General features: G+C 61.2%; 10 protein-coding genes. 2 read left to right on the forward strand and 8 right to left on the reverse strand.

Features of this window, described 5'->3' with window-relative positions; all coding sequences use genetic code 11:
* Window positions 1-170: 170 nt before the first annotated feature.
* The 7 genes from ACOYXG_RS17060 to leuC form a co-directional block, all read right to left on the reverse strand.
* Window positions 171-2,807 carry a FimV/HubP family polar landmark protein gene (locus ACOYXG_RS17060; RefSeq protein ID WP_460352944.1) on the reverse strand — a complete coding sequence of 879 codons (2,637 nt, stop codon included), beginning with the start codon at window positions 2,805-2,807 and terminating at the stop codon, window positions 171-173.
* A 209-nt stretch (window positions 2,808-3,016) separates the two neighbouring features.
* Window positions 3,017-4,027, reverse strand: a complete 1,011-nt coding sequence (locus ACOYXG_RS17065; protein WP_460352946.1) for an aspartate-semialdehyde dehydrogenase — start codon at window positions 4,025-4,027, stop codon at window positions 3,017-3,019.
* 270 nt (window positions 4,028-4,297) lie between these two features.
* Entirely contained in the window at window positions 4,298-5,410 is a 1,113-nt protein-coding gene (gene asd, locus ACOYXG_RS17070; RefSeq protein WP_003226428.1) for an aspartate-semialdehyde dehydrogenase, read from the reverse strand.
* Window positions 5,411-5,476: 66 nt separating this feature from the next.
* Window positions 5,477-6,559 (reverse strand): 3-isopropylmalate dehydrogenase, encoded by a 1,083-nt coding sequence (gene leuB, locus ACOYXG_RS17075; protein ID WP_115989365.1) that lies wholly within the window; start codon window positions 6,557-6,559, stop codon window positions 5,477-5,479.
* A 54-nt stretch (window positions 6,560-6,613) separates the two neighbouring features.
* A complete protein-coding gene (locus ACOYXG_RS17080) occupies window positions 6,614-7,381 on the reverse strand; it encodes a class I SAM-dependent methyltransferase (RefSeq protein ID WP_460352949.1) in 768 nt (255 codons plus the stop codon).
* Between the two features lie 136 nt (window positions 7,382-7,517).
* Window positions 7,518-8,162 carry a 3-isopropylmalate dehydratase small subunit gene (gene leuD / locus ACOYXG_RS17085; protein WP_007969234.1) on the reverse strand — a complete coding sequence of 215 codons (645 nt, stop codon included), beginning with the start codon at window positions 8,160-8,162 and terminating at the stop codon, window positions 7,518-7,520.
* Between the two features lie 13 nt (window positions 8,163-8,175).
* On the reverse strand, window positions 8,176-9,594 hold the full coding sequence (gene leuC, locus ACOYXG_RS17090) for a 3-isopropylmalate dehydratase large subunit (RefSeq protein ID WP_460352951.1): 1,419 nt from the start codon (window positions 9,592-9,594) through the stop codon (window positions 8,176-8,178).
* Window positions 9,595-9,735: 141 nt separating this feature from the next.
* Between leuC and ACOYXG_RS17095 the strand changes: the two genes are divergently transcribed.
* Both ACOYXG_RS17095 and ACOYXG_RS17100 read left to right on the forward strand, forming a co-directional pair.
* Window positions 9,736-10,626: a LysR family transcriptional regulator gene (locus ACOYXG_RS17095; RefSeq protein ID WP_103367614.1), complete on the forward strand. Its 891-nt coding sequence runs from the start codon at window positions 9,736-9,738 to the stop codon at window positions 10,624-10,626.
* 68 nt (window positions 10,627-10,694) lie between these two features.
* Window positions 10,695-13,973, forward strand: coding sequence for a sensor domain-containing protein (locus tag ACOYXG_RS17100; protein ID WP_460352954.1), 3,279 nt, complete (start codon window positions 10,695-10,697; stop codon window positions 13,971-13,973).
* A 48-nt stretch (window positions 13,974-14,021) separates the two neighbouring features.
* On the opposite strand, the gene ACOYXG_RS17105 is transcribed toward ACOYXG_RS17100, so the two are convergent.
* On the reverse strand, window positions 14,022-14,465 hold the full coding sequence (locus tag ACOYXG_RS17105) for an Hsp20 family protein (protein ID WP_007969230.1): 444 nt from the start codon (window positions 14,463-14,465) through the stop codon (window positions 14,022-14,024).
* Between the last annotated feature and the right edge of the window lie 69 nt (window positions 14,466-14,534).

Genomic DNA, 14,534 nt, shown 5'->3' on the forward strand with positions numbered 1-14,534 from the left:
GTTGACCGATCTGGCCCCATCGCTGGCAAGCCAGCTCCCACAGTTTCTGCAGCGCATGCAATACTTGTGGGAGCTGGCTTGCCAGCGATGGCGATAGCACCGCCGCCACAAAATCCAGCCCAAACAAAAACGGCAGCCTCAATGGGCTGCCGTTTTTATTTACCGCTGGCTCATGCCAGGTGCGAAAGCATTTCCTTGGCTTCGCCACGCTGCTTTTCGTCACCCTCGGTCAACACTTCGTTGAGGATGTCGCGTGCGCCGTCGCTGTCGCCCATATCGATGTAGGCCTGGGCCAGATCGAGTTTGGTCGCGGCTTCGTCGGTGCCGGCGAGGAAGTCGAAATCGTCCTCGCCCAGATCATCGCCCATGGCCGCATCGGCTTCGGTGAAGGTCGGCTCGGCGATGCTCTGCGACAGGCGATCCAGCTCGGCGTTGACGTCATTCAGTTCCGCTGCGAATGCGTCAGGCTCGGCCGCCGGGTTGCTGTCCATTTCATCAGCCAGCGACAGATCGAAATCCGCCGGCAGCTCCAGATCGTCCTGTGGCACTTCGTTGGCGACCACAGGCTCGGCCGGCGACAGATCTTTCACGCCTTCGTCCAGATCCAGCAGGAAGTCATCCTCCGCCAGATCCGCCGCCGGGGCTGGCGCAGGCTCGGCACCCAGATCCAGATCGAGGTCGAAGTCCGACAGGTCGTCGAGGTTCTCTTTGATCTCGGTCTGCTGTTGCAGCACCGATTCAAAGCTCAGATCGTCGTCGGCCGGGAACTCGTCCAGCTCCACCGGCGCGTCAGGCTCAACAACAGGTGCAGGCTCAACCGGAGTGATGTTGTCGAGATCGTCCAGGCTCAGGTCGAACGCGCTATCGAGATCGTCTGCCGCAGGCTCAGGTGCAGGCGCCTCCGGCTCGTCGAGCAGCAGCTCCTTGACGTATTGCGCATCGAGTTCGGCGGCGGCTGCCGCTGCAGCCAGACCCGCGACAGCGACGACCGCCATGGCCGGGAAGCGTTTTTTCAGCTCTTCGACCTTGGCGAAGTTATCACCGTTGGCCACCAACTGACGCTCCTGACCCACGAACGCATCGCGATCACCCTGCTGACCGTAGACTTCCATCAGCTTCAGACGCAGATCACTGCGTTGCGGCTCGAGGCTGACGCCCTCTTCCAGCAACGCTGCGGCCTGATTCAGGCGACCGGCATTGATGTGCGACTGAGCCTTGTCCAGCACGTCATCGGAACGCTCGGCGGACGGTGCGACCAATGGCGCGGCAATCGGCTCAGCCATCACCACCGGAGCCACTACCGCAGCAGGCGCTGGCGCAGGTGCCGGGGTGTTGAGCTTGACGCTGGCAGCAGGTGTTTCCAGGCCTTCGAAGCTGCTTTCCGGCAGATCCTGCTCGGCAGAGAACTCTTGTTCTTCCGCCAGGGCGCGGGCCATGCGCAGGTGTTTCTCGGCTTCCTGCTGGGCTTTGCGGCGACGGGCCAGCAGCAACAGCAGAAGCAGCAACACCACCGCACCGCCACCGATCAGACCCAACAGGATCGGATTGGTCAGCAGTTCATTGAAGGTTTTGTCTTCGTCGACTACCGGTTTTGGCGCAACCACTGGCGTCTCGGCAGGCGTGTCGACCGGTGGCGCAATCGCCGATTCAGGTGTTGGCGCCGCTTCTGCCGGGGTGGCTGGAGGGGTTGCAGCCAGTTCGGCGGTGATCGCCGGTACGGCAGCGGTCGCGGCTGGCGCAGCGCCCGGGCCTTCGGCCTGCATCTTCGCCAGTTGATTGTTCTTCAGCTCGATCAGGCGTTGCAGCTTGTCCAGCTGACTTTGCAGATCGGCCATGCGGCTTTTCAGTTCCTCGTTGTCACGACGGGTCGTGTCGAGGCTTTCCTGAGTCACCGCCAGCTTGTTGCTCAAGGCCTTGGCATCGCCGGCCGGGCCTTTGCCACGCCCTTTGGCGTTTTCGGCAGAGACCAGACTCAGGTTGTCCTTGGCATTCTGGCCGGCGCCGACATTGCTGCGACCACGCTTGGTGGCATCGAGCTGCTGCTGGCCGGTACCCGGCTTGGCCACATAGCGACGACCCTGACGCCAGGCTTCGTTCTGCGCGGCGACTTCGGCAATCGCTTTCGATTGCGGCAGCGCGGTGCTTTCCACCGAGTCCGGCAGGCGCAGCACCTGACCGGTTTTCAGCCGGTTGATGTTGCCGTCGATGAACGCGTCCGGGTTCAACGCCTGAATCGCCAGCATGGTCTGCTGCACGGAGCCGCCGGTGCGCGCCTTCGCGGCGATTTCCCACAGGGTGTCGCGCGGCGTGGTGGTGTATTGCGACGGGTGCGTGGCGCCGGTGGTCGGTGCGGCGATGGTCTGCGCCGGCGCCGGTTGTGCGGCGGCGTCAGCGGTCTGTGGCGAGAATTTCGACGGATCCAGCAGCACACTGTAATCGCGCAGCAGACGGCCATTCGGCCACATCACCTGCACGAGGAATTTCACCATCGGTTCCGACAGCGGTTTGCTCGAAGTCACGCGCAGCACGCTTTTGCCGCTGGCGTTGAGCACCGGGGTGAACGTCAGGTCGTTGAGGAAGGCCTGGCGATCGACGCCGGCCTTGGCGAAATCTTCGGGTGAAGCCAGGCTCGGCACCACTTCGGCAGCGGTGAGATCCTTGACGTCGAGCAGCTCGATCTCGGCCACCAGCGGCTGGTTCAGGGTCGACTTCAGGGTCAGCTCCCCGAGCCCGAGGGCATGCGCCATACCGGAGGACAGCGCCGAGGCGGCCGCTATTGCTAACACCAGTTTGCGAACTTGAACCATAGCCTCATCCTTTGTTTGAACGTTCCTCGGCCAGCGAGAAGATGTTGATTGCCGCTGCCGTAAGGCATTGCGCGCGACGACGACAGACTGCCGCGCGCGATCATTTCTTTGATGCCCCGGAAAGTCCCGGAGGGTGACACGTTATCAAGTGCTCCGGGCAAGCATAGCGCTCACCTAGAATCAGTCGACAAATTGTTGCCAAGTATCTTTTACAGCAGGTCTTTTATCAACAATTCAGCGACCTGCACAGCATTCAGGGCCGCGCCTTTGCGTACGTTATCTGACGTCAGCCACAGATTAAGTTCCGCCGGGTCGTCGACACCGCTGCGCACCCGACCGACATAGACAACGTCCTGCCCCACCGCGTCACCCACCGCAGTCGGATAATCGCCGGCCTCAACCAGCTCGATGCCGGGCGCATCCTCAAGCGCAGCGTTGACCTTTGCCAGGTCGACCGCGCTCGCTGACTGCAAGGTCACGCTATAGCTATCGCCAAAAAACACCGGGGCTTGAACGCAAGTGGCGGAAATCTTTAATAAAGGCTGCTTCAGCACCTGACGCAACTCGCGCACCAGACGTTTTTCCAGCAGCGTGTGGCCTTGAGCGTCGGGCGTGCCGACCTGGGCCAACAGGTTGAAGGCCATCTGCCGATCAAAGAAAGTCGGCTCCAGCGGACGCATGTTCAGCAGCTCGGCGGTCTGCCGGGCCAGCTCGGTCACGGCTTCGCGACCTTGGGCGGACACGGCCAGATTGGCGGTGACGTTGACGTATTGCAGCTCGAGCAAATCGAGCAGCGGTGCCAGCACCACGGCCAGCGTCGTCGCCGACGGACTTGGGCTGCTGACCTGGAACGGCGCTTTCAGACCGGCAATCACCTCGGCGTTGGCCTCCGGCACCACTTGCGGCGCCTGCTCGGCCGGCAATGCGCCGGACAGATCGATCAGCGAGCAACCGGCCGCGCGGGCACGCGCCGCGTAACTCAGGGAAACGGCAGCGCCAGCGGCAAAGAACACCAGTTTGACCTTGCTGAAATCGAACTCGTCGACTTCACGCACGCGCACGTTCTTGTTGCGAAACAGCACCGAACTGCCGGCGGATTCGCTGCTCGCCAGCAGGTGCAGGTTGCCGACCGGGAAGTCGCGCTCTTCGAGAATCTGTACGAGGGTTTCGCCGACAGTACCGGTGGCGCCGACGACGGCAATATCAAGGGTCTGGGTCATGGTTCTACCTCTGGCGAAACGGGGGGAGCGGCACTTTACCGGGTGAGTGAGATGCAGGCAATTTCTGTCGGGCATTTGCGCTGTCAGTTCCGGCCTCATCGCGAGCAGGCTCACTCCTACAGGGGTGGTTGCACACAAAAGTTCGCCTCACACCGAACATTGTAGGAGTGAGCCTGCTCGCGAAGGCGTCAGACCAGACAACGGGAAACCTGAGGCATAAAAAAACCCGCACCTCTCACAAGGCACGGGTTCTTTCATTGCATCAAGCGATCAACGCTCCAGCAAAATCCGCAGCATGCGACGCAGCGGTTCGGCCGCGCCCCACAGCAGTTGGTCGCCGACGGTGAAGGCACCGACGAATTGCGAGCCCATGTTCAGCTTGCGCAGACGACCCACCGGTACGTTCAGTGTGCCGGTGACCTTGGTCGGGCTCAGCTCCTGCATGCTGATGTCGCGGTTGTTCGGCACCAGTTTGACCCAAGGGTTGTGCTGGCTGATCAGCCCTTCGATATCAGCGATCGGCACGTCTTTGTTCAGCTTGATGGTCAGCGCCTGGCTGTGGCAACGCATGGCGCCGATGCGCACGCAGATACCGTCGACCGGGATCGGGCTCTTGAAGCGGCCGAGGATCTTGTTGGTCTCGGCCTGGGCCTTCCACTCTTCACGGCTCTGGCCGTTCGGCAGTTCCTTGTCGATCCACGGGATCAGGCTGCCGGCCAGCGGTACGCCGAAGTTTTCGGTCGGGTACGCGTCACTGCGCATGGCTTCGGCCACGCGACGGTCGATGTCGAGGATCGCGCTCGCCGGATCGGCCAGCTGATCGGCCACCGCAGCATGGGTCGCGCCCATCTGCTTGATCAGTTCACGCATGTTCTGCGCGCCGGCACCGGAGGCCGCCTGATAAGTCATGGCGCTCATCCACTCGACCAGACCGGCCTCGAACAGACCGCCCAGGCCCATCAGCATCAGGCTGACGGTGCAGTTGCCGCCGATGTAGTTCTTGGTGCCCGCGTCCAGTTGCTGGTCGATGACCTTGCGGTTGACCGGGTCGAGAATGATGACGGCGTCATCGTTCATCCGCAGGCTGGAAGCCGCGTCGATCCAGTAACCCTGCCAGCCGGCTTCGCGCAGCTTGGGGAACACTTCGCTGGTGTAGTCGCCGCCCTGGCAGGTCAGGATCACGTCGAGGGTTTTCAGCTCTTCAATGCTGTAAGCGTCCTTGAGCGGAGCAATGTCCTTGCCCACGGACGGGCCTTGGCCACCGACATTGGAAGTGGTGAAAAACACCGGCTCGATAAGATCGAAATCCTGCTCTTCCAGCATCCGCTGCATGAGCACGGAACCGACCATGCCGCGCCAACCGATCAGACCTACACGTTTCATCGCAACTACACCTTCTTGAAAAGTGGGCCGCTGCTTTGTATTGAATTTCGCAGCGGGCCCGAGAGATTACAGATTCCGCAGCGCGGCGACTACTGCGTCACCCATTTCCTGCGTTCCGACTTTAGTGCAACCGGCCGAATAAATGTCACCGGTGCGCAAGCCTTGATCCAGCACCACGCTGACGGCTTTCTCGATGGCATCGGCCGCATCGTGCAGATTGAAGCTGTAACGCAGCATCATCGACACCGACAAAATGGTCGCCAACGGGTTGGCAATGCCTTTGCCGGCGATGTCCGGGGCCGAACCGTGGCACGGCTCGTACATGCCCTTGTTGTTCGAATCCAGCGAGGCCGACGGCAGCATGCCGATCGATCCGGTAAGCATCGAGGCTTCGTCGGAGAGAATGTCGCCGAACATGTTGTCGGTGACGATCACGTCAAACTGCTTCGGTGCGCGCACCAGTTGCATGGCGGCGTTGTCGACGTACATGTGGCTCAACTCGACTTCAGGGTAATCCTTGGCGACCTGCTCGACCACTTCACGCCACAGTTGGCTGGACGCCAGCACGTTGGCCTTGTCCACCGAGCACAGCTTTTTGCCGCGAACCATGGCCATGTCGAAACCGACGCGGGCGATACGGCGGATTTCGCTTTCGCTGTACGGCAGGGTGTCGTAAGACTGACGCTCGCCGTTTTCCAGGGTGCGGGTGCCGCGTGGCGCGCCGAAGTAGATGCCGCCGGTCAGCTCACGGACGATCAGGATGTCCAGACCGGCAACGATTTCCGGCTTCAGGCTCGAAGCGTCGGCCAGTTGCGGGTAGAGGATCGCCGGACGCAGGTTGCCGAACAGGCCCAGCTGCGCACGGATTTTCAGCAGACCACGCTCAGGGCGGATGTCACGCTCGATGGTGTCCCATTTCGGGCCGCCCACTGCGCCCAGCAGCACGGCGTCGGCAGCACGGGCACGCTCGAGGGTTTCGTCGGCCAACGGCACGCCATGCTCGTCGATGGCCGCGCCACCGATCACGTCATGGCTCAGCTCGAAGCCCAGGTTGTACTTGTCGTTGGCCAGCTCCAGCACCTTGACCGCTTCGGCCATGATTTCCGGACCAATACCGTCACCTGGGAGAATCAGAATCTGCTTGCTCATGCTTTCCTCGTGTCTTCAATCGGTGCGCCACTCAGGGCGCGCCCGGAAAAATTCTTAGCGCTCAGCCATCAATACGATTACATCTGTACTGAACGAGCCGTCGGCATCAATCTCAAAATATTCTCGTACTTCGTTGCCCATCGACTGCTGCAACTGGCGGATCGCCGCGCGCATCACCTCGGGCGTGCGCATGCGCTCGACCCAACTGCTGTATTCCAGACGCAGGCGCTGACGCGTGGTGCTGCGAGTGTGCAGCCCGGCCTCGCTGACCTGACGCAACCACTCGCCGGCGGAATAATCGCGCACGTGGCTGGTGTCGCGCAGCACTTCGACGCTTTGCAGGTAAGTGTCGAACAACGGACTGCCCGGTGACAACACGTCGATGAACGCTGCCACACCGCCCGGTTTCAGCACCCGACGCACTTCACGCAGGGCCACCCCGAGGTCGCTCCAATGGTGCGCCGAATAACGGCTGAACACGTAATCGAATTCGCCATCGGCAAACGGCAGGCGCTCGGCGGCGCCGTTGACCGTGGCAATGTTGTTCATGCCGCGATCAACCGCCGCAGCGGCCACCACATCGAGCATCTGCTGCGACAGGTCGTAGGCCACCACTTCCTTGACCAGTGGCGCCACATGAAAACTCACATGACCGGCGCCGCAACCCAGGTCCAGCAGCCGGGCTTCGCCCTGCCCGGCCAGTTCAGCCTGTAGCAGCGCGAATTCGGTGCCTTGAGCGTGAACAGCGCTGCTCAGGTAGGCGGCGGCCTGTTCACCGAATTGCTTTTGTACAACCTGACTGTGTTGGGCGGTGCTGGTCATGGTCACATCCTGCATTTGTGTTGTTTGAGCGGCCGTCTTCGCGAGCAGGCTCGCTCCCACAGGGGAATGCATTTCAAGTGTGGGAGCGAGCCTGCTCGCGAAGAGGCCGGCCCTGACTACATCAATCTCGAATCAATCACGCGTCGCGGAACAACCAAGGCTGGCTCACACGATGCTTGGCCTCGAACGCGGCAATCGCATCACCGTCCTGCAAGGTCAGGCCGATATCGTCCAGACCATTGAGCAGGCAATGCTTGCGGAACGCGTCGATCTCGAAGCGGTACACCTTGCCGTTCGGGCTGGTCACGGTCTGCTCGTGCAGATCGATCTGCAATTGATAGCCCGGCTCGGCCTCGACCTGCTTGAACAATTCATCGACTTCAGCGTCGCTCAGGATGATCGGCAGCAAGCCGTTCTTGAAGCTGTTGTTGAAGAAGATGTCGGCGTAGCTCGGCGCGATGATGCTGCGGAAACCGTATTCTTCCAGCGCCCACGGCGCGTGTTCACGGCTGGAGCCGCAACCGAAGTTCTCGCGGGCCAGCAACACACTGGCGCCCTGATAACGCTCGGCGTTGAGCACGAACTCCTTGTTCAACGGACGCTTGGAGTTGTCCTGATACGGCTGACCGACATCCAGGTAACGCCACTCGTCGAACAGGTTCGGGCCGAAACCGGTGCGCTTGATCGACTTCAAAAACTGCTTCGGGATAATCTGGTCGGTGTCGACGTTGGCACGATCCAGAGGCGCGACAAGACCAGTGTGCTGGGTAAAAGCTTTCATGCTGCGCTCTCCTTCAGATCAATTCACGAACGTCGATGAAACGACCGTTCACCGCCGCCGCAGCGGCCATGGCCGGGCTCACGAGGTGGGTACGACCACCGGCGCCCTGACGGCCTTCGAAGTTACGGTTGGAGGTCGAGGCGCAATGCTCGCCGGACTCCAAACGGTCCGGGTTCATCGCCAGGCACATCGAGCATCCCGGCTCACGCCATTCGAAACCGGCGTCGAGGAAGATCTTGTCGAGACCTTCGGCTTCCGCCTGCGCCTTCACCAGACCCGAACCCGGTACGACAATCGCCTGCTTGATCGTCGAAGCGACCTTGCGGCCCTTGGCGATCACAGCCGCAGCGCGCAAGTCTTCGATGCGCGAGTTGGTGCAGGAGCCGATGAACACGCGATCCAGCTGAATGTCGGTGATCGCCTGATTGGCGGTCAAACCCATGTATTTCAAGGCGCGGACGATCGAATCGCGCTTGACCAGATCCATCTCTTTGGCCGGATCCGGCACGTTCTGATCAACGGCCAGCACCATTTCAGGCGAAGTGCCCCAGCTGACTTGCGGCTTGATCTGTGCAGCGTCCAACTCAACTACGGTGTCGAACTTGGCATCGGCATCGGAGACCAGATCCTTCCAGGCTTCAACTGCCTGATCCCACTGCGCGCCGGTCGGTGCGAACGGACGGCCCTTGACGTATTCGACAGTCTTTTCGTCCGCAGCCACCAGGCCCACACGGGCGCCGGCTTCGATGGACATGTTGCAGATGGTCATGCGGCCTTCGACGGACAGGTCGCGGATCGCGCTGCCGGCGAATTCGATGGCATGGCCGTTACCGCCGGCGGTGCCGATCTTGCCGATCACCGCGAGGACGATGTCCTTGGCGGTCACGCCGAATGGCAACTGACCTTCGACGCGCACCAGCATGTTCTTCATTTTCTTCGCGACCAGGCACTGGGTGGCGAGCACGTGCTCGACCTCGGAAGTGCCGATCCCGTGCGCCAAGGCACCGAACGCGCCGTGGGTCGAGGTGTGCGAGTCGCCGCAGACTACGGTCATGCCCGGCAAGGTTGCGCCTTGCTCCGGGCTGATCACGTGGACGATGCCTTGGCGGATGTCGTTCATCTTGAACTCGACAATGCCGTACTCATCACAATTGTCATCGAGGGTCTGAACCTGCAAACGCGAGACCTGGTCGGCAATCGCGGCGATGCCGCCCTTGCGCTCCGGTGTGGTCGGTACGTTGTGGTCCGGGGTCGCGATGTTGGCATCGATGCGCCAAGGCTTGCGCCCGGCCAGACGCAGGCCTTCGAAGGCTTGCGGCGAGGTCACTTCGTGGATGATGTGACGATCGATATAGATCAGCGCCGAGCCATCGTCGCGCTGTTTGACCAAATGCGAATCCCAGAGCTTGTCGTAGAGCGTTTTGCCGGCCATCAGACGGTTCCTCATCAGCTTGTTTCTATGCCCTGGGCTTATCAATAACCCTTTGGCTTGTGAGGCCGATCCTATGGGGTTACATTAAATAACTCAAATTCATATTTTTTATGCTTTGGATAACTAACTGGAATACGAACCATGGATCTGGCCAACCTCAATGCTTTTATCGCCATCGCCGAGACCGGCAGCTTCTCCGGCGCCGGGGAACGCCTGCATCTGACGCAACCGGCGATCAGCAAACGCATCGCCGGACTGGAGCAACAATTGAAGGTGCGGCTGTTCGACCGACTCGGTCGTGAAGTCGGCCTGACCGAGGCCGGCCGCGCCCTGTTGCCCCGGGCTTATCAGATTCTCAACGTGCTGGACGACACCCGCCGTGCCCTGACCAACCTGACCGGCGAAGTCAGCGGCCGGCTGACCCTGGCCACCAGTCACCACATCGGCCTGCACCGCTTGCCGCCCCTGTTAAGGGAATTCACCCGCCGCTACCCACAGGTGGCGCTGGATATTCAGTTCCTTGATTCGGAAGTGGCCTACGAAGAGATTCTCCATGGCCGTGCGGAACTGGCGGTGATCACCCTGGCGCCGGAACCGCACACGCTGGTCAAAGCCGCGCCGGTGTGGGACGACCCGCTGGATTTCGTGGTGGCGCCGGAACATTCGCTGATCAGCAATGGCGCGGTGAGCCTGGCGGACATTGCCGGTCATCCGGCGGTTTTTCCCGGAGGCAACACCTTTACTCATCACATTGTCCAACGCTTGTTCGAAGCCCAAGGGCTGACGCCGAACATCGCCATGAGCACCAACTACCTGGAAACCATCAAGATGATGGTCTCCATTGGTCTGGCCTGGAGTGTTCTGCCCCGCACCATGCTTGATGAACAGGTCGCGCGCATACCTTTGCCGGGCATACAGCTCAGTCGCCAGCTAGGCTATATCGTGCACACCGAACGGACGCTGTCGAATGCGGCAAGGGCTTTCATGGCCTTGCTGGATGCGCAAATCGATCTGCCAGGGACTCCCGGCTAACTTGTGCTACTCCTATAGAGCCGCTGTCCCTGTGCCTAACGCCACCATCAGCTCAAGGCCCGTTAACAATGCCGAAATCTGTTGACCGAATTCCGCCGATGCCGCGTATTCAGGCCATTGATCCGCGACGTTCCGAGCAGAGCTGGGAGAGTGCGCCGCAATTGCTCGCCGCGCTCAACGGCGCCCGGCTCGGCGCCTGGTATTGGGACATCGAGCGCGGGCAGATCAGCTGGTCACGGGGCACTCAGGCGCTGTTCGGCTTCGATCCACGTCAACCGTTGCCGCAGGATCTTGAATATCTGGATCTGCTGCCGCCCGAAGACCGGGCGAAAACCGTGCGCGCCTTCCACGCGGTGATTGCCGGCGCCCCGCTGGAACAGGCGATGCACCACCGCATCCGCTGGCCCGACGGCAGCCTGCATTGGCTGGAAATCAGCGGCAGCCTGCTGCCGGACAAAAACGGCCGGCCCCGAATGATCGGGGTGATTCGCGAAATCACCCACCAGCGCCAGCGCGAACAGGCTCTGAGCAGCTCGGAGAAACGTTTCGCCACACTTTTTCACCTGTGCCCGAACATGGTGCTGCTGACGCGCCAGGAAGACGGCCTGATCACCGAAGCCAACCAGTATTTCGAAAGTCTGTTCGGCTGGCCGGTCCAGGACGCCATCGGTCGCACCACACTGGAACTGGGCCTGTGGGTGCACCCGGAACAACGCGCAGAGCTGGTGAAAAAGACCAAGGCCAAAGGTGAATTGATCAGCATGGAAGTGCAGTTCCGCGCCAGCAACGGGCAGATTCATGACGGTATCCTCAGTGCGCAAAAGGTCGAACTCGAAGGCCAGCCGTATCTGCTCAGCACGTTTCTCGACACCACCGAACGCAAAGCCGCCGAACACGCCTTGAAAGACAGTCAGGAACGCCTTGATCTGGCGCTGGACTCGGCGCAACTCGGCACTTGGGATTGGCACATTCCCAGCGGCATGCTCTACGGCTCGGCGCGGGCCGCGCAATTGCACGGGCTGGAGCCGATCCCGTTTCACGAATCATTCGAGGAGTTCTTCGAAGGCGTGCCCGGTGAGGAGCGCGACAGCATGCGCGACGCCTACCGCAGCCTGCGTGAAGGCCCGGCCGGCAACTATCAACTGACTTATCGCGTGCAGCTGTCCGACGGCAGCTCGCGCTATCTGGAAAGCCGCGCCCGCCTCTACCGCGACGAAAACGGCGCGCCGCTGCGCATGGCCGGGACCTTGCTGGACATCACCGATCAGGTCGAGCGCGAGCAGCGCTTGGTCGCTTCGGAAGAGAAATTCGCCACGCTGTTCCAGGTCAGCCCCGACCCGATCTGCGTCACCCGTCAGGACAGCGGCGAGTTCATCGAAATCAACAACAGCTTCACCCAGACCTTCGGCTGGAGCGCCGCCGACGTGATCGGGCGCACCGCCGAGGACATCGGCCTGTGGGACGCCTCGGCGAAAAGCCTGCAACGTATCGAGCGGGTGATCCGCGAACAGGGCCTGAGCAATGTCGCGATCATCGTCCAGCACAAGGACGGCCAGTCGCTGACGTGCGTGATTTCCAGCCGGCAGATCAGCGTCGGCAATCAGCCGTGCATCGTCACCACCCTGCGCGACATCACCCAACAACAGCGCTCCGAGGCCGCACTCAAGGCCAGCGAAGAGAAATTCGCCAAGGCGTTTCACTCCAGCCCCGACGCGATCACCATCACCGAACGTGACACCGGGCGCTATCTGGAGGTCAACGACGGTTTCTGCCGCCTCACCGGCTATCGCGCCGAAGAAGTGGTGGGCAAAACCGTGTACCAGATCGGCATCTGGGCCGAAGAGAAACAACGCTCGGCGCTGCTTGCCGAACTGCAGATCAAGGGCCGCGTGCACCATCAGGAAATGCTCGGGCGCAACAAGCGCGGTGAGTTGCTGACGGTGGAAGTGTCGATCGAACCGATCACCCTCAACGAAACCGCGTGCCTGCTGCTGACCGCCCGAGATGTCAGCCTGCTGAAAAACGCCGAAGCGCAGATCCGCCATCTGGCCTATCACGATCCGCTGACCAATCTGCCCAACCGCGCCTTGCTGATGGATCGCCTGAGCCAGCAGATCGCCCTGCTCAAGCGCCACAACCTTCGCGGTGCGCTGCTGTTCCTCGACCTCGATCACTTCAAGCACATCAACGACTCGCTGGGTCATCCGGTCGGCGACACGGTGCTGAAAATCATCACCGCGCGGCTTGAAGCCAGCGTGCGCATGGAGGACACGGTGGCGCGTCTCGGCGGCGATGAATTCGTGGTGCTGCTCAGTGGTCTGGAAGGCACGCGCAACGAGGTCAGTGCACAAGTGCGAGAACTGGCCGACACCATTCGCGAACTGCTCTCGGAGCCGATGTTCCTCGACGGCCAGCGCCTGCAAGTGACACCGAGCATCGGCGTGGCACTGATTCCCGATCACGGCTCGACCCCGACCGACCTGCTCAAACGCGCCGACATTGCGCTGTACCGGGCCAAGGATTCCGGGCGCAACACCACGCAGATGTACCACAACACCATGCAGAAGGCGGCCAGCGAACGGCTGCGCATGGAGACTGACTTACGTCTGGCGTTGTCGCGCGGTGAATTCAACGTGCACTACCAGCCGCAGGTCGATGCGCGGGACAACCGCATCATTGGCGCCGAGGCGCTGGTGCGCTGGAATCACCCGGAACTCGGCGCGCAATCGCCCACTGAATTCATCAAGGTGCTGGAAGACAGCGGGCTGATTCTGGAGGTCGGTACCTGGATCCTCGATGAGGCCTGTGAGGCGTTCAAACAATTGATCGCGCTGAAACTGGTCGACCCGCTCAACTTCAGCCTGTGCGTAAACATCAGCCCACGGCAGTTCCGCCAGAACGACTTCGTCGAACGCATCGAACACAGCATGAGCAGTCACGGCCTGCCCTGCTCGCTGCTGAAACTGGAGATCACCGAAGGCATCGTCATCCAGAACCTGGAAGACACCATCAGCAAAATGCGTCGCCTGAAAAAACTCGGTGTGAGCTTCGCCATGGACGATTTCGGCACCGGCTATTCATCGCTGACCTACCTCAAGCGCCTGCCGGTGGACACCCTGAAAATCGACCAGTCGTTCATCCGCGACGCAACCACCGACCCCAACGACGCCGAGATCATCCGCGCCATCGTCGCCATGGCCCGCAGCCTGGAACTGGAGGTGATTGCCGAAGGCGTGGAGACGCCGGAGCAACTGGCGTTCCTGCAAGGGCTGGGCTGCCATTTGTATCAGGGCTATCTGCACAGTCGGCCGGTGGCGTTGGAGGCGTTGAAAAAAATGCTCGAATGACGAGCACAAAAAAAGGGCGCCAGTGGCGCCCTTTTTTCTTGCTCGGCCTTATTGCAGAACCGGCTTCTGCGCTCCGTTGATCGGGATGCGCTTGGCTTTCGCTTCTTCCGGGATCACCCGCAACAGGTCGATGCTCAACAGACCGTTGCTCAGATCGGCGGCCTTGATCTCGATGTGATCGGCCAGGCGGAAGGACAGCTTGAAAGCACGCTGGGCAATGCCTTGATGCAGGAAGGTCACGCCTTCGTTGGCATCACGCTTGCCGCCACTGATGGTCAGCACACCCTTCTCGACTTGCAGCTCCAGGTCTTCTTCCTGGAAACCGGCGGCCGCTACGACGATGCGGTATTGATCGTCACCGTGTTTTTCCACGTTGTAGGGTGGGTAGGTGCTGCCTGGCTCGTTGCGCAGCGCGGTTTCGAACAGATCGTTGAAACGGTCAAAACCCACCGAGGAACGGAACAGTGGTGCCAGGGAAAATGCAGTACTCATGGTTCAAATCTCCTGAAAACAATCAGCAAGTTTTTGTGTCTCCGCGACCCGAATTCGGCATCGCGTAAC

This window comes from Pseudomonas sp. G3-39 (genome assembly GCF_054790485.1).